The organism is Gaiella occulta, from assembly GCF_003351045.1.
GTDB classification, from domain to species: domain Bacteria; phylum Actinomycetota; class Thermoleophilia; order Gaiellales; family Gaiellaceae; genus Gaiella; species Gaiella occulta.
Genome location: NZ_QQZY01000001.1, coordinates 386,692 through 405,434 on the forward strand (window position 1 = coordinate 386,692; position 18,743 = coordinate 405,434).

General features: G+C 73.3%; 27 protein-coding genes. 26 read left to right on the forward strand and 1 reads right to left on the reverse strand.

The window, feature by feature from the left end; all coding sequences use genetic code 11:
• The first annotated feature begins 36 nt into the window (after positions 1-36).
• Positions 37-615, forward strand: coding sequence for a glutathione S-transferase family protein (locus Gocc_RS01955; RefSeq protein WP_114794841.1), 579 nt, complete (start codon positions 37-39; stop codon positions 613-615).
• Positions 612-992 (forward strand): sulfurtransferase, encoded by a 381-nt coding sequence (locus tag Gocc_RS01960; RefSeq protein ID WP_181813290.1) that lies wholly within the window; start codon positions 612-614, stop codon positions 990-992. The genes Gocc_RS01955 and Gocc_RS01960 overlap by 4 nt, the downstream gene beginning before the upstream one ends.
• On the opposite strand, the gene Gocc_RS01965 is transcribed toward Gocc_RS01960, so the two are convergent.
• Complete coding sequence (locus Gocc_RS01965; RefSeq protein WP_114794842.1) at positions 971-1,672, reverse strand: type 1 glutamine amidotransferase; 702 nt, start codon at positions 1,670-1,672, stop codon at positions 971-973. The two genes, Gocc_RS01960 and Gocc_RS01965, sit on opposite strands and share 22 nt — an antisense overlap.
• Positions 1,673-1,902: 230 nt before the next feature.
• Here Gocc_RS01965 and Gocc_RS01970 point away from each other — a divergent pair, with 230 nt between their 5' ends.
• The 24 genes from Gocc_RS01970 to fliR all read left to right on the forward strand — a co-directional run bounded on the left by Gocc_RS01970 (position 1,903) and on the right by fliR (position 18,719).
• Positions 1,903-2,283 (forward strand): hypothetical protein, encoded by a 381-nt coding sequence (locus Gocc_RS01970; RefSeq protein WP_114794843.1) that lies wholly within the window; start codon positions 1,903-1,905, stop codon positions 2,281-2,283.
• 128 nt (positions 2,284-2,411) lie between these two features.
• Positions 2,412-2,777, forward strand: a complete 366-nt coding sequence (gene flgB / locus Gocc_RS01975; protein WP_114794844.1) for a flagellar basal body rod protein FlgB — start codon at positions 2,412-2,414, stop codon at positions 2,775-2,777.
• A gap of 3 nt (positions 2,778-2,780) precedes the next feature.
• Complete coding sequence (gene flgC, locus Gocc_RS01980; protein WP_114794845.1) at positions 2,781-3,188, forward strand: flagellar basal body rod protein FlgC; 408 nt, start codon at positions 2,781-2,783, stop codon at positions 3,186-3,188.
• A 1-nt stretch (position 3,189) separates the two neighbouring features.
• Positions 3,190-3,501 (forward strand): flagellar hook-basal body complex protein FliE, encoded by a 312-nt coding sequence (fliE, locus tag Gocc_RS01985; protein WP_114794846.1) that lies wholly within the window; start codon positions 3,190-3,192, stop codon positions 3,499-3,501.
• A 27-nt stretch (positions 3,502-3,528) separates the two neighbouring features.
• Complete coding sequence (gene fliF, locus Gocc_RS01990) at positions 3,529-5,058, forward strand: flagellar basal-body MS-ring/collar protein FliF (RefSeq protein ID WP_114794847.1); 1,530 nt, start codon at positions 3,529-3,531, stop codon at positions 5,056-5,058.
• Positions 5,055-6,164, forward strand: coding sequence for a flagellar motor switch protein FliG (gene fliG, locus Gocc_RS01995; protein ID WP_114794848.1), 1,110 nt, complete (start codon positions 5,055-5,057; stop codon positions 6,162-6,164). Before fliF ends, fliG begins: the two co-directional genes overlap by 4 nt.
• A gap of 1 nt (position 6,165) precedes the next feature.
• On the forward strand, positions 6,166-6,753 hold the full coding sequence (locus Gocc_RS02000) for a FliH/SctL family protein (RefSeq protein WP_114794849.1): 588 nt from the start codon (positions 6,166-6,168) through the stop codon (positions 6,751-6,753).
• Complete coding sequence (locus tag Gocc_RS02005; RefSeq protein ID WP_220150391.1) at positions 6,750-8,063, forward strand: FliI/YscN family ATPase; 1,314 nt, start codon at positions 6,750-6,752, stop codon at positions 8,061-8,063. Before Gocc_RS02000 ends, Gocc_RS02005 begins: the two co-directional genes overlap by 4 nt.
• Positions 8,060-8,491, forward strand: a complete 432-nt coding sequence (locus Gocc_RS02010) for a hypothetical protein (protein WP_114794850.1) — start codon at positions 8,060-8,062, stop codon at positions 8,489-8,491. The genes Gocc_RS02005 and Gocc_RS02010 overlap by 4 nt, the downstream gene beginning before the upstream one ends.
• Positions 8,488-9,426 (forward strand): bifunctional lytic transglycosylase/C40 family peptidase, encoded by a 939-nt coding sequence (locus Gocc_RS02015; RefSeq protein ID WP_114794851.1) that lies wholly within the window; start codon positions 8,488-8,490, stop codon positions 9,424-9,426. Before Gocc_RS02010 ends, Gocc_RS02015 begins: the two co-directional genes overlap by 4 nt.
• A gap of 22 nt (positions 9,427-9,448) precedes the next feature.
• Positions 9,449-10,558 carry a flagellar hook-length control protein FliK gene (locus Gocc_RS02020; RefSeq protein WP_147281156.1) on the forward strand — a complete coding sequence of 370 codons (1,110 nt, stop codon included), beginning with the start codon at positions 9,449-9,451 and terminating at the stop codon, positions 10,556-10,558.
• A gap of 15 nt (positions 10,559-10,573) precedes the next feature.
• Complete coding sequence (locus tag Gocc_RS02025) at positions 10,574-10,975, forward strand: flagellar hook capping FlgD N-terminal domain-containing protein (RefSeq protein ID WP_114794853.1); 402 nt, start codon at positions 10,574-10,576, stop codon at positions 10,973-10,975.
• 106 nt (positions 10,976-11,081) lie between these two features.
• Positions 11,082-11,927: a flagellar hook-basal body complex protein gene (locus Gocc_RS02030; RefSeq protein WP_114794854.1), complete on the forward strand. Its 846-nt coding sequence runs from the start codon at positions 11,082-11,084 to the stop codon at positions 11,925-11,927.
• A 58-nt stretch (positions 11,928-11,985) separates the two neighbouring features.
• On the forward strand, positions 11,986-12,180 hold the full coding sequence (locus Gocc_RS02035; RefSeq protein WP_114794855.1) for a flagellar FlbD family protein: 195 nt from the start codon (positions 11,986-11,988) through the stop codon (positions 12,178-12,180).
• A gap of 121 nt (positions 12,181-12,301) precedes the next feature.
• Positions 12,302-13,117 (forward strand): flagellar motor protein, encoded by an 816-nt coding sequence (locus Gocc_RS02040; protein ID WP_114795140.1) that lies wholly within the window; start codon positions 12,302-12,304, stop codon positions 13,115-13,117.
• Positions 13,114-13,920, forward strand: coding sequence for an OmpA/MotB family protein (locus Gocc_RS02045; protein ID WP_114794856.1), 807 nt, complete (start codon positions 13,114-13,116; stop codon positions 13,918-13,920). Before Gocc_RS02040 ends, Gocc_RS02045 begins: the two co-directional genes overlap by 4 nt.
• A gap of 15 nt (positions 13,921-13,935) precedes the next feature.
• A complete protein-coding gene (locus Gocc_RS02050) occupies positions 13,936-14,385 on the forward strand; it encodes a flagellar basal body-associated FliL family protein (protein WP_114794857.1) in 450 nt (149 codons plus the stop codon).
• Positions 14,382-15,377, forward strand: a complete 996-nt coding sequence (locus tag Gocc_RS02055) for a flagellar motor switch protein FliM (protein WP_114794858.1) — start codon at positions 14,382-14,384, stop codon at positions 15,375-15,377. The genes Gocc_RS02050 and Gocc_RS02055 overlap by 4 nt, the downstream gene beginning before the upstream one ends.
• Positions 15,374-15,805 carry a hypothetical protein gene (locus Gocc_RS02060; protein WP_114794859.1) on the forward strand — a complete coding sequence of 144 codons (432 nt, stop codon included), beginning with the start codon at positions 15,374-15,376 and terminating at the stop codon, positions 15,803-15,805. The genes Gocc_RS02055 and Gocc_RS02060 overlap by 4 nt, the downstream gene beginning before the upstream one ends.
• 139 nt (positions 15,806-15,944) lie before the next feature.
• Entirely contained in the window at positions 15,945-16,364 is a 420-nt protein-coding gene (gene fliN, locus Gocc_RS02065; RefSeq protein ID WP_220150392.1) for a flagellar motor switch protein FliN, read from the forward strand.
• Positions 16,342-16,932, forward strand: coding sequence for a FliO/MopB family protein (locus Gocc_RS02070; protein ID WP_114794861.1), 591 nt, complete (start codon positions 16,342-16,344; stop codon positions 16,930-16,932). Before fliN ends, Gocc_RS02070 begins: the two co-directional genes overlap by 23 nt.
• Positions 16,925-17,671 (forward strand): flagellar type III secretion system pore protein FliP, encoded by a 747-nt coding sequence (fliP, locus tag Gocc_RS02075; RefSeq protein WP_114794862.1) that lies wholly within the window; start codon positions 16,925-16,927, stop codon positions 17,669-17,671. Before Gocc_RS02070 ends, fliP begins: the two co-directional genes overlap by 8 nt.
• Positions 17,671-17,943 (forward strand): flagellar biosynthesis protein FliQ, encoded by a 273-nt coding sequence (gene fliQ, locus Gocc_RS02080; protein WP_114794863.1) that lies wholly within the window; start codon positions 17,671-17,673, stop codon positions 17,941-17,943. The genes fliP and fliQ overlap by 1 nt, the downstream gene beginning before the upstream one ends.
• Positions 17,940-18,719: a flagellar biosynthetic protein FliR gene (gene fliR, locus Gocc_RS02085; RefSeq protein ID WP_114794864.1), complete on the forward strand. Its 780-nt coding sequence runs from the start codon at positions 17,940-17,942 to the stop codon at positions 18,717-18,719. Before fliQ ends, fliR begins: the two co-directional genes overlap by 4 nt.
• Positions 18,720-18,743: the final 24 nt, after the last annotated feature.

Below are 18,743 nucleotides of genomic sequence, written 5' to 3' on the forward strand. Positions count from 1 at the left end.
CCCGCCGGCCGCGGGCTCGCCAGCTACGTTTTCGGGGTGCTGACCCTCTACGACGCTCCCCGCTGTCCGTACTGCGCCCGCGTGCGCATCGTGCTCGACGAGAAGGGCGTGCCGTTCGAGACGGCCGTGATCGACCTCGACGACCGGCCCGCGTGGCTCTACGACAAGAACTCGACCGGCCGCGTGCCGGTGCTCGAGGAGGACGGCTGGTGCCTGCCCGAGTCGGCGCTGATCGGCGAGTACCTCGACGAGCGCTACCCCGACCCGCCGCTGCTCCCTTCCGACCCCGCGGCGCGGGCGTCGGCCCGCCTGCTCGTCTTCCGCCACGACGACCTCGCACGGCCGTATTACGCGCTGCGCCGTCACGAGGACGGCGCCGGCGCGCAGCTCGCCGGCGCGCTCGCCGGGCTCGACGCGCTGCTCGCCGCGCAGCCCTACCTGACGGGGGCGTCCTTCGGGCTCGCCGACGTCGCCTACGTCCCCTGGATCCTGCGTGCGCGCGGGCTGATGGGCGTGGCGCTCGATCCGTACCCGGATCTCGCAGCCTGGCTCGAGCGGCTGCTCGAGCGCCCGTCGGTCGCCGCGGAGCTCGACGTCGTGGCGGCGCTCACGTGAGCGTCGTCACCTGCGAGGAGCTTGCCCGCCGGCTCGGAGAGGAAGGCCTCGTGCTCCTCGACGTGCGCACGGCGGCCGAGTTCGCGGGCGCCGCCGGCTACCCGTGCGACGAGCGCCGGGGGCACGTGCCCGGAGCGCGGAACGTCGACGTGCAGGAGCTGCTCGGGCTCGACGCGGACGGGATCCGCGAGCGCATCGGCGCCCCCGCCGGAGCAGAGGTGATCGCCTACTGCCACTCGGGCGGCCGCTCCGCGACGGCCGTCGAGCTCCTGCGCGCCGCCGGCTACGACGCGCGCAACTTCGCCGGCTCCTGGCATGAATGGTCCGCCGACCCGGCGCTCCCGCTCGAGGCCGGTCAGGCCGACGCGGCGGCGTAGTCGAGGAACGCGCCGCACAGGCGCCGCCCGTGCTCGTTCCACGTGCCGAGGAGCGCGTCGGTCTCGCGGCGGACCTCGTCGGCCGGCTTCGGCAGCTCGGCGGCGCCGTCGACGAACCAGGAGTCGAGCATGCGGCGCGTCACCTCGGCGTGGAACTGGATTCCCCACGTGCGCTCGCCGAGCCGGTACGCCTGGCGCGCCGCCCGGCTCCGCGCCAGGAGCGTCGCCCCCGGCGGCAGCTCGAAGGTGTAGTAGTGCCACTGGAACGCGTCCAGGCGCCGCGGCAGCACCCCCACGACCGGGTCGCCGACGCCGGCGTCGTTCAGCTCGACCTCGTGCCAGCCGACCTCGGCGACCTCGGCCGGCCCGACGCGGGCGCCCGCCGCGCGCGCGATCAGCTGGGAGCCGAGGCAGACACCGAACAGCGGCACCTCGCGCTCGAGCGCCTCGCGCAGGAACGACGCCTCGTCGGCGAGCCACGGATGCTCGGCGTCCTGGTCGGGATGCATGGCGCCGCCGAAGACCATGATCGCGTCGTAGCGCGTGGGCGCGTCGGGCCCCGTGCCGTCTGCCACGGTGACCCAGCGCTCGAGCCGGTCGCCGCGCTGCTCGACGAGATCCTCGAACAGCCCGCCTCCGCCCGTGGAGGAGCCGTCGTGGACGATGGAGAGCACGCGCATGACGCGAATCTAGCGAGCGCGGCGGCGGCGCTTCGGAACAACGTCATCTCCGCGACCGCGACTCGCCGCTCCCGTCTCGCGGATCGCCGCTCTATCCACGTCGCCGACTGCGTCGTACGCGAGAACTCGACGCCGGCGAGGCGCCCGCCGGGCCGCCCGTGCGACGTCAGCGAGATTCTCGGCCGGCTCCTCCGAGACCGATCCTCTAGGCTTACGGCGGAGGGACGACGATGAGCGAGGGGAGACAGCGAGGACGCGCGACGCGGGAGACGAACCGCGTCCTCGACGCGTGGCTGCGCAGCCGCAAAGGACCCGCCGCCGACGCGTTCGCGCTCCGCGCGGGCGAACGCCTCCACGAGGCCCGCGTCTACCGGGGCACGATCGAGGGCTACCGGCTGGAGGTTCTCAGCAAGCGCGCTGCGCGCGGGATAGAGCTCGTGGCGACGCTGCGGCGGCCGGACGCCACGGTCAGCTTCCAGCGGGGCTGGGACGCGCTCGACGAGCCGGGCTACGCGGCGGCCGTCGAGGAGGTCGAGCGCGAGGTGGCGCGGCTGGGACTGTGCGACCCCGAGCGCGTCCAGGTCTTCGCTCCGGGCGGCAAGCGGCCCTAAAGGCGGGTCACGACCGACCGATACACCGCCCGGCTCCACGGATCGGAGCCGGTGCAGGTCTAGGGAAGGACAGCGTTCGCGCCGCTCCGGCGGCCCGGCCTGTCCTTCTGTCGTCTCAGGAGGCTTACGTGGAGATCTTCGGCGTCACCGACATACTCCTCGGCCGGGCGCTCGGCGGCGCCGAGCTGCGGCAGCGCGTCATCGCCGGCAACATCGCCAACGTCAACACGCCGGGCTTCCGGCGCAGCGACGTGCCCTTCCAACAATCGCTCCGCGACGCGCTCGCCAGCGGGGATCCCGCGCGTGTCGGTGCCGCGCGCCCCCAGGTCGTGCAGGACGCGACGACCGCGCTCCGCGCGGACGGCAACAACGTCGACGTCGACGCCGAGATGGCGCGGCTCGCGGAGACCCAGCTCCTCCACGGCGCGGTCGCCGGCCTCCTGCGCGACCGGATCGCGATGCTCCGCTACGTGATCAACGAGGGGAGGCGGTAGGCGGTGGGCCTCTTCGACGCGCTGCGCGTGAGCGCGAGCGGCCTCGCCGCCGAGCGCCTTCGCCTCGACGTGATCGCGGGCAACCTCGCGAACGCGAACTCGACCTCCGGCCCAGACGGCCAGCCCTTCCGCAAGCGCATGGTCGTCCTCCAGGAGGCGCCTGCCGAGAGCGGCGCCGTCTCGGGTGGCGTGCGCGTCGCGGCGATCGCGGACGACCCGTCGCCGCCGCGCCGCGTCTACGACCCCTCCCACCCGGACGCCGACGAGCAGGGGTACGTCACGCTGCCGAACGTCAACCCCGTCGGCGAGATGGTGGACATGATCGGCGCCAGCAGGGCCTACGAGGCCAACGTCACTGCCATGAAGGCCGCCAAGGACATGGCGCTCAGGACACTCGACCTCCTCCGCTGAGATGCCCGCGATCCCGCCCGTCCAGAGCGTTCCCAGCCTGCCGGGCATCGGCGGGCTCGAGGCGCCGGGAGCCGGCGCTCCCGCATCCGGCCCCTCCGGCTTCGCCGACGTCGTCGCCGACAAGATCGAGCGCGTGCAGGAGCTCGAGCGCGAGGCGTCCGCGCAGTCGCGCGCCGTCGCGACCGGCATGAGCGACGATCTCGCGGGGGCGCTGCTCGGCGTCCAGCAGGCCGACCTCGCGCTCCAGTTCGCGACGCAGGTGCGGAACAAGGCTGTCGAGGCTTACCAGGAAGTCATGCGGATGCAGGTCTGACCGGCCCGCCGAGATCGAAGGAGGTACGTGCCCACCCTGCTGGACAATCTCTCGCTGCGCGGCAAGCTCGCGCTCGCCGCGGCCGGCGTCCTCGCCGTCGTCCTCGTCTTCGGCATCGTCAGCCTGTCGAAGCGGACGAGCTACGGCTTGCTCGCGACGGATCTCGCCGCCACCGAGTCGGCCGACCTCACGACGAGCCTGGAGAAGAAGGGCATCCCGTTCCGTACCGGCGACAACGGGCGGACAGTGCTCGTCGCGAGCGACCGCGTCGACGAGGCGCGCGCGCTGCTCGTCCAGGAGAACCTGCTCGGCGGCGGCCGCGTCGGCTGGGAGGTCTTCGACAAGACCAAGCTCGGCGCCACCGACTTCCAACAGCGCGTCAACTACCAGCGCGCCCTCCAGGGCGAGATCGCGCGCGCGATCGAGCAGATCGACGGCGTCCGGGCGGCGACCGTGAATCTCGCCCTGCCCGACCGGAAGCTCTTCGCCCGCGAGGAAAAGCCGCCGACCGCGAGCGTCCTGCTGACGCTCGAGAACGGCTATGCGCTCGAGGCGGCCCGCGTCCGAGGCATCTCCCGGCTCGTCTCGAGCGCGGTCGAGGGCCTCGACGCCCAGAACGTCGTCATCACCGACAACGAGGGCACGCTGCTCTCGGGCGGCTCGCCCGCCGACCAGGCCGACGGGGGCGACGGCGGCAAGCTGGCCGCGCAGGAGGCGTACGAGCGCCGCGCAGAGGCGGACCTGAACGCGATGCTCGCGCGGGTCGTCGGCGACGGGAAGGCGACCGCCGCGGTGAGCGCGGAGCTCAACTGGGACCGCGCGCACGTGGAGTCCGAGACGTGGGGGCGCAAGCCACTCGCGCTCTCGAAGAGCACCGAGAAGGAGAAGTACGAGGGCGCCGGCGGGGCCGCGGGCGGAGCGGCCGGGGTCGTCGGCGACGTGCCCTCGTACGCCGCCGCAGCCGGCGGGAAGACGTCGGGCAAGTACGACCGCGAGCAGACGCAGACCCAGTTCGCGATCGACAAGACCATCACGAAGCGCGACCTCGCGCAGGGCGCGCTCGAGCGCCAGAGCGTTGCCGTCCTCGTCGACGAGAGCGTGCCCGCGGGGCGGCTCGAGGCGATCCGCAGCACGGTCGAGGCCGCGATGGGCTACGACGGGAAGCGCGGCGACCGGGTCTCCGTCGAGCGGGTCCCCTTCGCGGGGCCGGCGGAGGCGCCCGCCGCCGGCAAGAAGAAGGGTCTGAGCCCGCTCATCCTCCAGGCCGTCGCCGCCGTGGCCGCGCTCGCCTTCCTCGCCGCCGCCGCGCTCGGCCTGCGGCGCAGGCAGCGGACAGTGCTCTCCTGGCCGGTCGAGGCCGAGGCGCTGCCCGCCGGTCTCACGCTGTCGGGGCTCGCGGCGGCTCCGTCCTTCGACGATCTCGCCGAGCGCGCCAGGCAGGACGCGCTCGCCCGTGAGGCCGCGTCGCGCCGCCAGATCGAGGAGCGCGCCGCCGAGACGGCGAGGCTCAAGACCGAAGAGTCGGCGCAGCTCGTCCGGACATGGCTGAACGAATGAGCGCCGAGCTGCAGGAGACCCACGTCATCCCCGATCTCGCCCTGACCGAGCCGGCCGGCTTCCCTCCGGCGGAGATCGAGCCGTCCGACGCACGGCCGGCACCGCGGCTCGCGATCTCCGGGCCGCGGAAGGCGGCGATCCTCTGCGTCGCGCTCGGTCCTGTGATCTCGTCCGAGCTGCTGAAGAAGCTGAAGCCGCGCGAGATCGACGAGCTGACGCTCGAGATCACGACGCTCGGGCCGGTCTCGCCCGAGGAGCGAGAGGCGGTGCTGCGCGAGTTCGACCACATGCACCTCGCGCACGGCTACGCGGTCGAAGGCGGCCTCGCCTACGCGCGGAACCTGCTCGAGCGCGCGCTCGGCGTCGACCAGGCGCTGAAGATCATCAGCCGTCTCTCCTCCTTCGTGCAGATCGCCCCCTTCGAGTTCCTGCGCCGCACGGACCCGGCGCAGATCACGAACTTCATCCAGCACGAGCACCCGCAGACGATCGCGCTCGTGCTCGCCTACCTGCCGCACGAGGTGGCCGCGACCGTGCTCGCCGGCCTGCCCGCCGGGCTCCAGAGCGCCGTCTCGCACCGCATCGCGACGATGGAGTCCACCGCTCCGGAGGTGGTGAAGGAGGTCGAGCAGGTGATGGAGCGCAAGCTGGCCGCGGTCATCAACCAGCAGCTCTCCCGGGCCGGCGGGGTCGAGAGCCTCGTCGAGATCATCAACAACGCCGACCGCTCGACCGAGCGGCACATCCTCGAGAGCCTCGAGCAGCGCGACCCGGCGCTGGCGGACGAGGTGCGCAAGCGCATGTTCGTCTTCGAGGACGTCGTCACGCTCGAGGATCGCTACCTCCAGCTCGTCCTCCGCGAGGTCGAGATGAAGGACCTCGCCTACGCGCTCAAGGGAACGTCGGCGGAGGTCAAGGAGAAGATCGTCGCCAACCTCAGCACGCGCGCGGGCGAGATGCTCGAGGAGGAGATGGGCTACCTCGGCCCGGTCCCGCGCCACGAGGTCGAGGAGGCGCAGACGAAGGTGGTCGAGATCATCCGGCACCTCGAGGGCGAGGGCCGCATCACCATCGGGCGCGGACCCGACGAGGAGCTGATCGACTGAGATGGCCGCCTCGCCGTACCTCTTCGCCGAGATCGAGCGGCCGCAGGATCCGGCCGACACCGCCGAGCTGCTGCTCGAGCAAGCCCGCGTCGACGCGGAGCGCATCCGCACGGAGGCGCGGGCCGAGACGATCGCGGCCGTGCGCGCGGAGATCCGTCCCGAGCTCGAGGCGCAGCTCGCTCTCGCCGCCGCCGCGGCCGCCGCGGCCCAGCGCTGGCAGGAGCAGGTGGAGAGCCGGTTCGCCGCCGAGGCGTGCGAGCTCGCGCTCGCCGTCGCCGAGAAGATCGTCGCCGCGAAGATCGAGATCGACGCGTCCGTGCTCGAGTCCGTCCTCTGCGACGCGCTGCGGCGCGCGCGCGACCGCCGCAACCTCACCCTGACCGTGAACCCCGCCGACCTCGACGCGGCGCGGGAGCTGCTGCCCTCCCTGCGCGCCGCCTTCGGCGCCGACGAGCTCACGCTCGTCGACGATCGGCGGATCGCGCGCGGCGGCTGCCTGCTCGACACTCCCGCCGGCGAGATCGACGCGACCGTCGCCTCGAAGTTCGAGCGCATTCGCGAGGCGATCCGGAAGGCAGAGACGCGGTGAGTGCGCTGACCGCATATGCGGAGGCGGTGCGCCGTGCCGACCCGTACCGGGTGAACGGCCGGGTCGAGGAGGCGATCGGGCTCGTCCTCGCCGGCCGCGGCCCGGAGGCCGAGGTGGGCGAGCTCTGCGGGATCGAGGTCCGGCGGGACCGCTCGCTGCGCGCAGAGGTGGTCGGCTTCAAGGAAGGTCGCACGCTGCTGATGCCGCTGGGCGAGCTCGAGGGCGCCCGGCCCGGCTGCCGCGTCGTCCCGACGGGTGAGCCGCTCCTCGCTCCGTGCGGCGACGCGCTGCTCGGGCGCGTCCTCGACGGGCTCGGCCGGCCGCTCGACGAGGAGCCGCTCCCTGCGGCCGTCGCCTGGCGCTCCGTCGTGAGCGCGCCGCCGCAGCCGCTGCGGCGGCGGCGGATCACGGAGCAGCTCGCGCTCGGCGTGCGGGTGCTCGACATGCTCGTGCCCTGCGGGCGCGGGCAGCGCCTGGGGCTGTTCGCCGGCTCCGGCGTCGGCAAGTCGAGCCTGCTCGGGATGATCGCCCGCTCCACCGAGGCCGACGTCAACGTCATCGCGCTCGTCGGCGAGCGGGGGCGCGAGGTGCGCGACTTCATCGAGCGCGACCTCGGGCCCGATGGCCTCGCCCGGAGCGTCGTCGTCGTCGCCACGAGCGACGAGCCCGCGCTCGTGCGGATCAAGGCGGCGCTCCTCGCGACGACCGTCGCGGAGCACTTCCGCGAGCAGGGCCGCGACGTCCTGCTCCTGATGGACTCGCTCACGCGCGTGGCGACGGCGCAGCGCGAGGTCGGGCTCACGGTCGGTGAGCCGCCCTCGACGCGCGGGTACACCCCGAGCGTCTTCGCGCTCCTGCCGCGCCTGCTCGAGCGCGCTGGGACGGACGAGAGCGGCTCGATCACCGGCCTCTACACCGTCCTCGTCGAGGGCGACGACATGAACGAGCCCGTCGCGGACGCGTCCCGCGCCATCCTCGACGGCCACGTGGCGCTCAGCCGCTCGCTCGCGCACCGCGGCCACTATCCCGCCGTCGACGTGCTCGCCAGCGTCAGCAGGCTCGAGACCGAGCTCCAGGAGCCCGACGTGCGCGCGGCGGCGCGCGGCTTCCGCGAGGTGCTCGCCGCCTACCGCGACAAGGAGGACTTCATCTCGATCGGGGCCTACGAGCCTGGATCGGACCCCGTCACCGACAGGGCGATCGCGCTCAAGCCCGCGCTCGACGCGTTCGCGCGCCAGGAGCTGGACGAGCCGGCGCCGCTTGCCGAGTCGCGCGCGAGCCTGCTCGAGCTCCTCGGAGAGCGGCCGTGAAGGGCTTCAGGTTCCGGCTCGCCCCCGTTCAGCGGCTCCGCCGCCAGGAGGAGGAGGCGCGCCAGCTCGCGCTCGCGCAGGAGCTGTCGGCGCTCGAGCGGCTCCGCGGCGCGGAGGCCGAGCAGGCATCGTTCCTCGCCGGGCTCGAGCGGCAGGGCTCGGGCACGGCGCTCGTCACGATCGAGCAGCTCGCGCTCGAGCGCGCCTCCTACGAGGCGGGCTCGCGCAGGCTCCGCGGTCTCCGCTCCTCGCGCGAGGAGCAGGAGGGCGCCGTCGGCGAGGCCCGCCGCGCGCTCGAGCGCGTCAGCGTCGCCCGCGAGGCGATCGACCGGCTCGGTGAGGCGGCGCGCGCCCGCCACGAGCGGGCGCGCGCCGCGGCCGAGCTCGCCGAGCTCGACGAGATCTCCGTGCAGAGGCACCGCCCGTGAGCGTTGCCACGGTCCAGCAGCGCATCGCCGAGCTCGAGGCGCTGCTCGCGCCGCCGCCGATCCGGCAGCCCATCGCGGCCGCGGCGCCCGCGCGGTCGTTCGCGTCCGCGCTCGAGCGCGCCGACACGCGCGCTCCGGCCGCGCTGGGAGGCAGCTACCGCGCGGAGATCGAGTCGGCGAGCCGCGAGACAGGCGTCGACCCGGCGCTCATCCTCGCCGTGATCCGCGCCGAGAGCGGCGGCGATCCGGATGCGGTCTCGCCCGCGGGCGCGATCGGGCTCATGCAGCTCATGCCGCAGACCGCCGCCGGGCTCGCCGTCGATCCGCGCGACCCCGCACAGAACATCCTCGGCGGCGCCCGGTACCTCCGCAGCATGCTCGACCGCTTCGGCGGCGACGAGCGCCTCGCGCTCGCCGCGTACAACGCCGGCCCGGGCGCCGTCTCGAGGTACGGCGGCGTGCCGCCCTACCCGGAGACGCAACGCTACGTCGACCGCGTGGTCGGGTACGCGACCGAACTGCGCGCGAGCTCGGCCGCGGCGCCGCCGGCCGCCGCCCCCTCGCTCGAGGGCGAGCCGATCGTGCGCACGGCGATGCAGTTCCTCGGCACGCCGTACTCGTGGGGCGGCGAGTCGCCGTCGACCGGCTTCGACTGCTCCGGCCTCGTGCAGTACGTGATGGCCCAGCACGGCAAGCAGGTCCCGCGCGTCGCCGCGGACCAGGCGGAGACCGGGCAGCTCGTCTCGCGCGACGAGCTCCAGCCCGGCGACGCGGTCTTCTTCCGCTACGACGACGGCTCGATCGGCCACAACGGCATCTACATCGGCGGCGACCGCTTCATCCACGCGCCGAAGCGCGGCGACGTCGTGAAGATCTCCTCCCTCTCCGGCCCCTGGTACTCCGAGCGCTTCTCGCACGGGCGCCGCTACTCCTGACGACTCTCCCCGAAAGGACGCGATGACAGCCACCTCACTTGACCCGGTTGCCGGCGGCGGCGTGCCCGCCGCGGTCGCGGACGCGGCCGCGCCGGCCGAGCCGAGCGACCTCTTCGCGGCGTTGCTCACCCTGATGGCGGCTCTGCCGCCTGCTCCGGCCGCCGACCCCGTCCCGGCTGCGCAGCGCTCCGGCTCCGGGCCGGCGACCGCTGCGACGCCCGTGGCAATGCCGCCCAGCGACGGCAATGCGACCGCCGCGACGCCCGTCGCAGCGCCGTCCAGCGACGGCACGACGTCGGCGGAACCCGCGACGGCCTCCGCCGCCGCGGTTGCGGTTGCACCGGCCGCGCCCGCGCTCCGGGCCGATGCTCCGGCGGTGCCGGTCGCCGCGCCGACACTCCCCGAGCTCGTCCTCGCGCACGTTCCCGCGGCGACGGACGGCCTCGCGACTCGGCTCCAGGGCGAACCGCCCCGCGCGCCCGACGCGCCGGCGCCCGGAGACGCCGCGACCGCCGCCGAGGCGCCCGCCGAGCCGCTCGGACGCGTGCGGGCCGCGGACGTCGGTCCGGAGCGCGGGACGGACGCGCCGCACGACGCCGCCGAGGCCCGCGCGGCCGAGGCGGGCGCGCTGCCGTCCGCGCCCGCCGCGCCCCGCGCCCCGGAGGCCGCCCCGGTCGCGCCTGTCCGCCCGGCTCCGCCGGTCCCGCTTGCACGGGTAGCCGGGGAGCTCGCGGCGCGGATGCAGGTCGCCTCGGCCGCGGGCGGGGGCGAGGTACGGCTCGAGCTCTACCCGCGCTCGCTCGGCGCCGTGCACGTCCATGTGACGGTCGCCGACGGCGTCGTCCGCGGCGTGCTGGCGGCCGAGAGCCGCGAGGCGGCGGAGACGCTCGCCCAGGCCTTGCCGGATCTCCGCCGGGCGCTCGAGACGGGCGGGCTGACCGTGGAGACCCTCGAGCTGACGTCCGACTGGCAGCAGCCGGGCGGCGATCGCCGCGGAGGCGAGTGGGCGCGCGAGCGGCGGCCCTCGATTGGCGGTGCCGGCGTGGGCGCCGCCCCGGGGGACGACCGGCCGGCGGGCACGGCCCCGCGACCGAGGCGGAGCGGCAGCAGTGCCGTCGACGTCCTCGCCTGACGAAAGGAGACACACATGATCAACGCAACGACCAGGACCACGGGAACGACCACGGACTCGACGGCGACGAGCGGGAGGACGGCTCTCGGGAAGGATGAGTTCCTCGCTCTGCTCGTCACCCAGCTGCGCTACCAGAATCCGCTCTCGCCGATGGACAGCGCCCAGTTCATCGAGCAGATGACGGGCTTCTCGACGCTCGAGCAGCTCACGAACCTCCGCCAGGTCGCCGACCGCATGGCCTTCGCCCAGAGCCTGGGGCAGGGGACGTCCCTCATCGGGCGCACCGTGGCCTACGCGAGCGGCGACACGACCGCGACGGGCGTCGTCGAGCGCGTCCGGACGGACGGCGGCTCGGTGACCCTCCAGCTCGCCGACGGGACAGCCGTCGACCTGGCGGCGATTCGGGAGGTGAGCTGAGCCCGCGAGACGAGTTCACGGAGCGGCCACGGACGGCCGCTCCCACCGGGCCACGGAGGGCATCGCCCAGCCGCGCACGCGGCGCACCCAAGGAGAGAACGACGACATGCTTCGCTCGATGTACTCGGCCATCAGCGGCCTCAAGAACCACCAGACGATGCTCGACGTCGTCGGTGCCAACATCGCCAACGTCAACACGGTCGGCTACAAGGCCGAGCGCACCTCGTTCAAGGAGCTGATCAGCCAGACGGTGCGCGGCGCCAGCGGCGCCACCGCCGCCCGCGGCGGTACGAACCCGCTCCAGGTCGGTCTCGGCGCGGGCATCGCCTCGATCGACCAGCTCGTGACGCAGGGCAACCTCCAGACGACGAGCGTCGTCACCGACGTCGCCATCCAGGGCGACGGCTTCTTCCAGGTCCAGGACCAGGCGGGGACGGAGATCTACTTCACCCGCGCCGGCAACTTCAGCCTCGACGAGCAGGCCGGGACGAGCTACCTCGTCACCGCGGACGGCTACTACGTCTGGGGCCGCACCGACGGCGGGAACGGGATCGTCGAGCCGGCCGACCCGCTGGGCCGGATCGGCATCCCCACGACCGCGAAGAGCGTCGCGATCGACCAGACCGGCCTCGTCTCGTACATCGACGGGACGAGCGGCGCCGTCGTCCAGGCGGGCCGGATCCAGGTGGCGAAGTTCGGCAACCCGGCCGGCCTCGAGCGGGCCGGCAACAGCCTGCTGCGCGCCTCGAACAACTCCGGCGCGGCGGTTCTCGGCGACCCGACCACGGGCGGCCGCGGCCAGCTCGTGTCCGGCGCGCTCGAGATGTCGAACGTCGACCTGGCCCAGGAGTTCACGAACATGATCTCGGCGCAGCGCGGCTTCCAGGCCAACTCGCGGATCATCTCGGCGAGCGACGAGCTGCTCCAGGACCTCGTCAACCTCAAGCGGTAGCACCGGCCAACGAGGAGGGCGGGCTCGGCCCGCCCTCCTCCTTCGGAGGGAGGGACCCATGATCTTCCTGCACCATCCCGACGGCACGCGCTTCGCGCTCAACCCGGACCTGATCGAAACCGTCGAGGAGACGCCCGACACGGTCGTGCGTCTCACGAGCGCGCGGCGTCTGCTCGTTTCCGAGTCCGCCGACGAGATCGCGGACCTCGTGCGCGACTGGCGCCTCGCCTGCACGGCCGGCGCCCCCGCCTAGCGAGGCCCTTGATCCGGCGAGGTAGAGCCAGGACGACGACATGTCGTGCAGCCCTCAACTCGCGGTCGCCGCTGCCGACTGATCGTCAGGCGGCGCCGTGACGGCGCGCGCGACGACCGCAATGGATCCAGCCACCCTCATCGGCATCCTGCTCGCCCTGATCGGGCTGCTCGTCGCCGTCATCCTCGAGGGCGGGAACCCGCTCGCGTTCCTCAACCTGCCGTCGTTCTTCATCGTCTTCGTCGGCACCGCCGGGGTGACGATGGCGAGCGTCCGGCTCAAGGGCTTCGCGAGCGTCCCGCGGCTGATCGTCAAGGGCCTCAAGTCCGCGCGCGGCATGGACGGCTCGGAGGTCGTCGGCACTCTCGTCCGGCTCGCCGAGCGTGCCCGGCGCGAGGGCCTGCTCGCGATCGAGGAGGACCTCGCGGAGGTGCCGGACCCGTTCCTGCGCAAGGGCCTCCAGATGGTCGTGGACGGCACCGACCCGGAGGTGGTGCGCGACGTCCTCCGCGCCGACATCGACGGCATGGCCGAGCGGCACCGGCGCGGCTACACGATGTTCTTGACCGCCGGCGGCTTCTCGCCGACGCTCGGGATCATCGGCACGGTGATGGGCCTCGTGCACGTGCTCGAGCAGCTCGCCGACCCGAACGAGCTCGGCCCGTCGATCGCCGTGGCCTTCATCGCCACCCTCTACGGCGTGGCCGCGGCGAACGTCTTCTACCTGCCGATGGCGAACAAGCTCAAGGCGCTCTCCGAGGAGGAGCTCGAGCTGCGCGAGCTCGCCGTCGACGGCATCCTCGCCATCCAGGCGGGCGAGAACCCGCGCATCATCGGCGAGAAGCTCGCCAGCTACCTGCCGCCCGCGAAGCCGAAGCCGGAGCGGCAGGCCTCCGCGGATTCGGCGGCGGCGGTCGCCGCCGAGGAGCCGGCATGAGTCGGCGCCGGCGCGGGGGCGGAGAGGAGCACGGGGGCGGGGGCATGGAGCGCTGGCTCCTGACCTACGCCGACATGATCACGCTGCTCCTGGCGCTCTTCATCGTTCTCTACGCGATGAGCTCCGTCAGCGAGCAGAAGCTCGCCGCTCTGCGCGCCTCCCTCTCCGGGGCGTTCAGCGGCAAGGTTCCCGACGGCGGGCAGTCGATTCTCGACTCCGGCGCCTCGCCCTCGAGCATCGAGCTCGACACGACCGCCGACCGCAGCATCGACCCGACCGAGCCGGTCCAGGCGGCCGGCGCCCGTGAGGCCGCCGATCTCGCGCGGCTCGCCGCCGCGAACCGGCAGCTCCGCGAGCTCGAGTCGGACATCGCTCGGGCCGCTTCGAGTCGCGGCCTGAGCGACTCCGTCGAGACGACCATCGACGAGCGTGGGCTCGTCGTGCGCATCCTCTCCGACCGGATCCTGTTCGACGTGGGGAGCGCCGACCTCCGGCCGGGCGCCGGCGCGCTGCTCGCCCCGATCGCGCGGATCCTGCGCGCGCAGCCGAACCCGATCCGCGTCGAGGGGCACACGGACAGCGTGCCGATCCACACGGCGCGCTACCGGAGCAACTGGGAGCTCTCCACCGCGCGGAGCACCACAGTCGTCCACTACCTGCTCCGGCACGGGATCGCCTCCCTGCGGCTCAGCGCGGCCGGCTACGCCGCGGAGCGTCCGGTGGCGACCAACGCCAGCGCCGCCGGCCGGGCCCGCAACCGGCGCATCGAGATCGTCCTCCTGCGGCCCGAGGGCCGCTCGTAGGGGAAGAGGAAGAACGTGAAGAGTCTGTTTCGCGGCAAGAAGCTGATCGCGGTCGCCGCCGTGCTGCTGCTCGCGGCCGGAGGCGTCGCGTTCGTCGCGCTCGGGCCCGCCGGCGCCGAGGGCAAGACCGTCGCGCCGCCCGTCGAGGTCGGCCTGGGCGAGCCGTTCGTGGTCAACCTGCGCGACGCCGGCAGCTTCGCCAAGGTCGAGATCGTGCTGAAGGTGGACGCGCGCGCGGAGCTCGCCGCGGCGGAGGCCGGCAAGGGCGGCGGCGGGCAGGCGGCGCTCGGCGAGCAGGCCGCCGCGCGTGACGCCGTCATCGCGACGATCGGCCGCTACTCGCTCGACCAGCTCCTCTCGCCGGACGGCCGCGAGCGGCTCCGCTCCGAGCTGCGCAAGGCGGTCGGCAGAGCCGCGCACGTCAAGGTCGCCGAGGTCCTCTTCGTCAACTTCGCCGTTCAGTGAGCGCCTCCCGCCACCGCCACCCCCGCGAGCTCGGCCCGTCCGAGATCGCCGGCATCCTTGCCAGCGAGGACACGGAGGGCGACGCGCGCGTGCGCAAGTTCGACTTCTATCGCCCGAACAAGTTCTCGAAGGAGCAGCTCCGCACGATCGAGCTGTTGCACGAGACCTTCGGCAGGCTGGCGTCGATCCCGCTCTCGGCCGCGCTCCGCGCCGGCGTCGAGTTCCGCGTGCTCGCGGCCGAGGAGTGCACGAACGGCGAGTTCCACGAGACGCTCGGGCCCGACGCGCTCGTCGCCGTCGTGCAGTCGCCGCCGCTGCCCGGGAACTCGGTGCTCGGGCTCCGCTCCGGCTTCGCGCTCACGCTCGTCGACCGCCTGCTGGGCGGCTCCGGCGATCCCGGTGCCGGCGAGGACGCGGACGGCGCGCCGCGGGAGTCGACGGACATCGAGATCGCACTCCTGAACAGGACCGTCGAACGGATGCTCGGCAGCCTCTCCGAGGCGTGGCAGGCGATCGCGCCGCTCGCGTTCAAGCTCACGGGCATCGAGCCGAGCGCCCAGTTCGCGCAGGCCGTGGCCGGGGCGGAGATGGGCATGATGCTGCGGCTGGAGATGACCGTCGGCGAGCACTCGGGCGAGATCTTCCTGCTCATGCCGTACCTGACGCTCGAGCCGGTCCTCCAGAAGCTGAGCGTGCAGGAGTACTTCAGCCGCCGCCACCAGGACGCGCGGCAGGAGCGCCAGGACATGCACGAGGAGCTGCCGCGCGTGCCGATCACGCTTCGCGCCGAGCTCGGCCGCGTGCGTCTCACCTACGGCGCCGTCCGCGCGCTCCGGCCCGGCGCGGTGCTCCGCCTCGGCGTCGAGTCGGAGGCGGAGATCGGCATCTGGACGGGCTCGGAGCAGGTCTTCCGCGCGCGACCCGGCCGCAGCGGGCGGCGCTCGATCGTCCAGATCACGAGACCTGCCGGCGGAGAGTCGCCGCGATCGTGACGTCGGCGCAGTTCCTCGCCGCGGCCGCCGGGCTCTCCCAGGACGAGCTCCGGGCACTCGTCCGCACCCTGAGCGTCGAGGAGCGCGCGGTCTCGGACCGGCGCCTTGCGCTGCACGCGCTCATCGACCGCGTACGGACGGAGCTGATCGCCCTGTCGCACGAGAGCGCCGCCGGCCGGACACCCCGCCGTGCGCGGGCGGCCTCGGAGGCCGAGCTTCGCGCCTGGGCGGAGCGGGCGGTTCTCGCCCGGGAGCCGGGCTCCGGCCTCGACCGGTTCTCCGCCGCCGACGTCGCCCGGCTGCTCCGGCTGCTGCGCGAAGCAGAGATCGAGATCTCGGAGCGTCGCCGGGAGCTGCACGACCGGATCGACGCGCTGCACGAGGAGCTGCTCGGGCGGCTCCAGCGCCGCGTCGAGCGCGAGGTGTAGCTCGTACCTCCTGCGCCGCGCACGCGCGGCTGCCGGCGCAGGCGCTCGCACGGTCGCACCGGGCACTCGAGCCTAAAGCGCGGCGGCGGCCTGCCGACACAGCCTCGCGATGAGCGCCGCCGGCAGGGGAGAAGACGCGATGACCGAGCGGGGAAGCCCGATCGAGGAGACGGAGGTCGCGGCCGCGCCGGCGACGCCGGAGCCGGCGAACGCCCACGCGGCCCCCGAGCTCGTCGGGCCCGCGGACGGGGCGGCCGTGACGGCGCCGCTCTCTCGCGGATCCGGCGACAGCCTCGCGGACGTCGGCGCCCTGCTGGACGTGCCGCTCGATGTCACGGTCGAGCTCGGCCGCGCCCAGCTCAGCATCCGCGACTTCGCGGCGCTCGCCCCCGGCAGCGTCGTCGGCCTCGACAAGCTCGCCGGCGAGGCGCTCGACATCCTCGTCAACGGCAAGCTCCTCGCCCGCGGCGAGGTCGTCGTCATCGACGACGAGTTCGGCGTCCGGATCACCGAGATCGTGACCGCCCAGGATCGCCATGGCGATCCGGCGGTGCTCTGAGAGCCGCCGCATGTACGTCCTGCGCGCGCTCGTCGCCTGCCTCGCAGCGGCGGCGGCCGGAGCCCCTGCCGCCCTCGCCGCCGGCGAGCAGACGCCCTTGAACCTGCCGGAGCCGGAGGGCTCCGCCGGCGCGGGCGCCGCCTCGTCCGCCGGTGCGGGCCTGATGCGCCTCTTCGTCGGCATGCTCGTCATCGTCGGGCTCGTCCTCGCGGTGCGCTGGGTGCTGAAGACCTACGCGCGCGGGAAGTTCCCCGGCCTGGCGGCCGCCGCCGACGCGATCGAGGTGCTCGCGAGCAAGCCGCTCGCCCCCAACCGCACGCTCTACGTCGTTCGCCTCGGCGGCGAGACACTCCTGATCGGCTCGACCGACCAGGCGATCACGCGCCTGCGCACGATCCCGCCGGAGGACGCGCTCCGGCTCTTCCCGCCCGCCCGGGACGGGTTCGGCGGCAGCCTCGACGCCGCGCTCGCTGCGCCGCAGTCCTCGCCCGCGAGGCCCCGCACGCAGTGGGGCGGCTTCGACCGGCTGCTCGCGCACCTGCGCGCCCTTACCGTCCGCCGTGGCTAGGCGGCTCGCACTCGCGCTCGTCCTTGCCGCCGGCGCGGCCGGCGCGCTCGCGCCTGCTGCGCTCTCGGCGCCGGGTGACCTCCAGGTGAGCGTCGGCGGACAGGGCGGGATCGAGCCTTCGACGACGATCCAGATCCTCGTCCTGCTGACCGTCTTCACGCTGCTGCCGAGCATCCTGATCATGACGACCGGCTTCGCGCGGATCCTGATCGTGCTCGGCTTCCTTCGCAGCGCGCTCGGCACGCCGCAGATGCCGCCGAATCAGATCCTCGTCGGGCTCGCGCTGTTCCTGACCTTGTTCGTGATGTCGCCGACGCTGGAGGCCGTGAACGAGACGGCCGTGCAGCCGTACGTGAAGAAGCAGATCTCGCAGTCGGAGGCGCTCGACCGCGCACAGGGCCCGGTCCGGGAGTTCATGTTCGCGCAGACGAGCGAGAAGGACATCGCGCTCTTCGTCGACCTCGCCGACATGAAGCGTCCGCAGACCCGTGCCGACGTCCCCATGCAGGTGCTGATGCCGGCGTTCCTGATCAGCGAGCTCAAGACGGCGTTCGAGATCGGCTTCCTGATCTACATCCCCTTCCTGATCATCGACATGGTCGTCGCCTCGGTGCTGATGGGGATGGGGATGGTGATGCTGCCGCCGGTGATGATCAGCCTGCCGCTGAAGATCCTCCTCTTCGTCCTCGTGGACGGCTGGCACCTGCTCACCCGCTCGCTCGTGGAGAGCTTCCGCTGATGGACCAGGCGTATGCCGTCGACCTCGCCACCCGCGCGATCGCGATCGCGCTCGAGCTCAGCCTGCCGCTGCTCGTCGCCGGGCTGGCGGTCGGGCTGCTCGTCAGCATCTTCCAGGCCCTGACGCAGATCCAGGAGATGACGCTCTCGTTCATCCCCAAGATCATCGTGACGATCGGCGTGCTCGCGCTGGCAGGCCCGTGGATGCTCTCGCGCCTGCTCGGTTTCACGACGGAGCTGTTCCAGAGCATCCCGGCCGTGGTCGGGAAATGACCTTCCCGGCGCTCGATCCCGGCTACGCGGTCGCGTTCGCGCTCGTGCTCGCCCGCTTCAGCGGGCTCTTCCTGTTCGCGCCGATCTTCTCGAGCCGCTCGCTGCCGGTGCGGGTGAAGATCATGATCCTCGCCGTCCTCAGCCTCGCCACCGTGCCGAGCGCCGTGCGCGCCGACCTGCCGCTCGACGGCGTCGCGCTGGCGCTCCTCGCCGGCAAGGAGCTGCTCGTCGGCTTCGCGCTCGCGCTGGCCGTGGGGGCGCTGCTCACGGCCGTCCAGGTGGCCGGCGCTCTCATCGACACGTCCGTCGGCTTCAGCCTCGCCACCCTGCTCGACCCGCTCTCGAACATCCAGACGACCGTGCTGGGCCAGCTCTACGTCATCCTCGGCAGCCTCGTGTTCCTCCTCCTCGACGGACACCACCTGCTGCTCGCGGGCCTGGCCTCGACGTTCGAGCTCTTCCCGCTGACGGCGTACCCCGACCCTTCCACGCTCGCCGAGAACGCGGTCGACGCCGTCGCCGGGCTCTTCTCCGCGGCCGTCCAGATCGCGGCGCCCGTGCTCGTGAGCCTCTTCGTCACCGACCTCGCCGTCGGCCTCGTCTCGCGCGCGGTGCCCCAGGCCAACCTGTTCGCCGTCGGCTTCCCGGTCAAGGCGATCGTCGGCCTCGCCGCGGTCGGTGCGACCCTGCCGCTGTTCGTCACCTCCCTCGGCGACCAACTCGCGCTGGCGCTCGACGGCATGAGCGACCTCGCGGTCAACCTGCTCCCGCGCTAAAGCGGCGACGCCGGCCGCCGATAG

Bases quoted from the DNA above. Each gene is read 5' to 3' on its own strand.
- Gocc_RS02040 (WP_114795140.1), top strand. From the start codon at position 12,302: ATGGATCCAGCCACCCTCATCGGCATCCTGCTCGCCCTGATCGGGCTG.
- Gocc_RS02000 (WP_114794849.1), top strand. From the start codon at position 6,166: ATGGCCGCCTCGCCGTACCTCTTCGCCGAGATCGAGCGGCCGCAGGAT.
- Gocc_RS01965 (WP_114794842.1), bottom strand. From the start codon at position 1,672: ATGCGCGTGCTCTCCATCGTCCACGACGGCTCCTCCACGGGCGGAGGC.
- Gocc_RS01970 (WP_114794843.1), top strand. From the start codon at position 1,903: ATGAGCGAGGGGAGACAGCGAGGACGCGCGACGCGGGAGACGAACCGC.
- Gocc_RS02045 (WP_114794856.1), top strand. From the start codon at position 13,114: ATGAGTCGGCGCCGGCGCGGGGGCGGAGAGGAGCACGGGGGCGGGGGC.
- Gocc_RS02070 (WP_114794861.1), top strand. From the start codon at position 16,342: ATGGCGATCCGGCGGTGCTCTGAGAGCCGCCGCATGTACGTCCTGCGC.
- Gocc_RS02035 (WP_114794855.1), top strand. From the start codon at position 11,986: ATGATCTTCCTGCACCATCCCGACGGCACGCGCTTCGCGCTCAACCCG.
- Gocc_RS02030 (WP_114794854.1), top strand. From the start codon at position 11,082: ATGCTTCGCTCGATGTACTCGGCCATCAGCGGCCTCAAGAACCACCAG.
- Gocc_RS02020 (WP_147281156.1), top strand. From the start codon at position 9,449: ATGACAGCCACCTCACTTGACCCGGTTGCCGGCGGCGGCGTGCCCGCC.
- fliR (WP_114794864.1), top strand. From the start codon at position 17,940: ATGACCTTCCCGGCGCTCGATCCCGGCTACGCGGTCGCGTTCGCGCTC.
- fliN (WP_220150392.1), top strand. From the start codon at position 15,945: ATGACCGAGCGGGGAAGCCCGATCGAGGAGACGGAGGTCGCGGCCGCG.
- fliG (WP_114794848.1), top strand. From the start codon at position 5,055: ATGAGCGCCGAGCTGCAGGAGACCCACGTCATCCCCGATCTCGCCCTG.
- fliQ (WP_114794863.1), top strand. From the start codon at position 17,671: ATGGACCAGGCGTATGCCGTCGACCTCGCCACCCGCGCGATCGCGATC.
- fliE (WP_114794846.1), top strand. From the start codon at position 3,190: ATGCCCGCGATCCCGCCCGTCCAGAGCGTTCCCAGCCTGCCGGGCATC.
- Gocc_RS02025 (WP_114794853.1), top strand. From the start codon at position 10,574: ATGATCAACGCAACGACCAGGACCACGGGAACGACCACGGACTCGACG.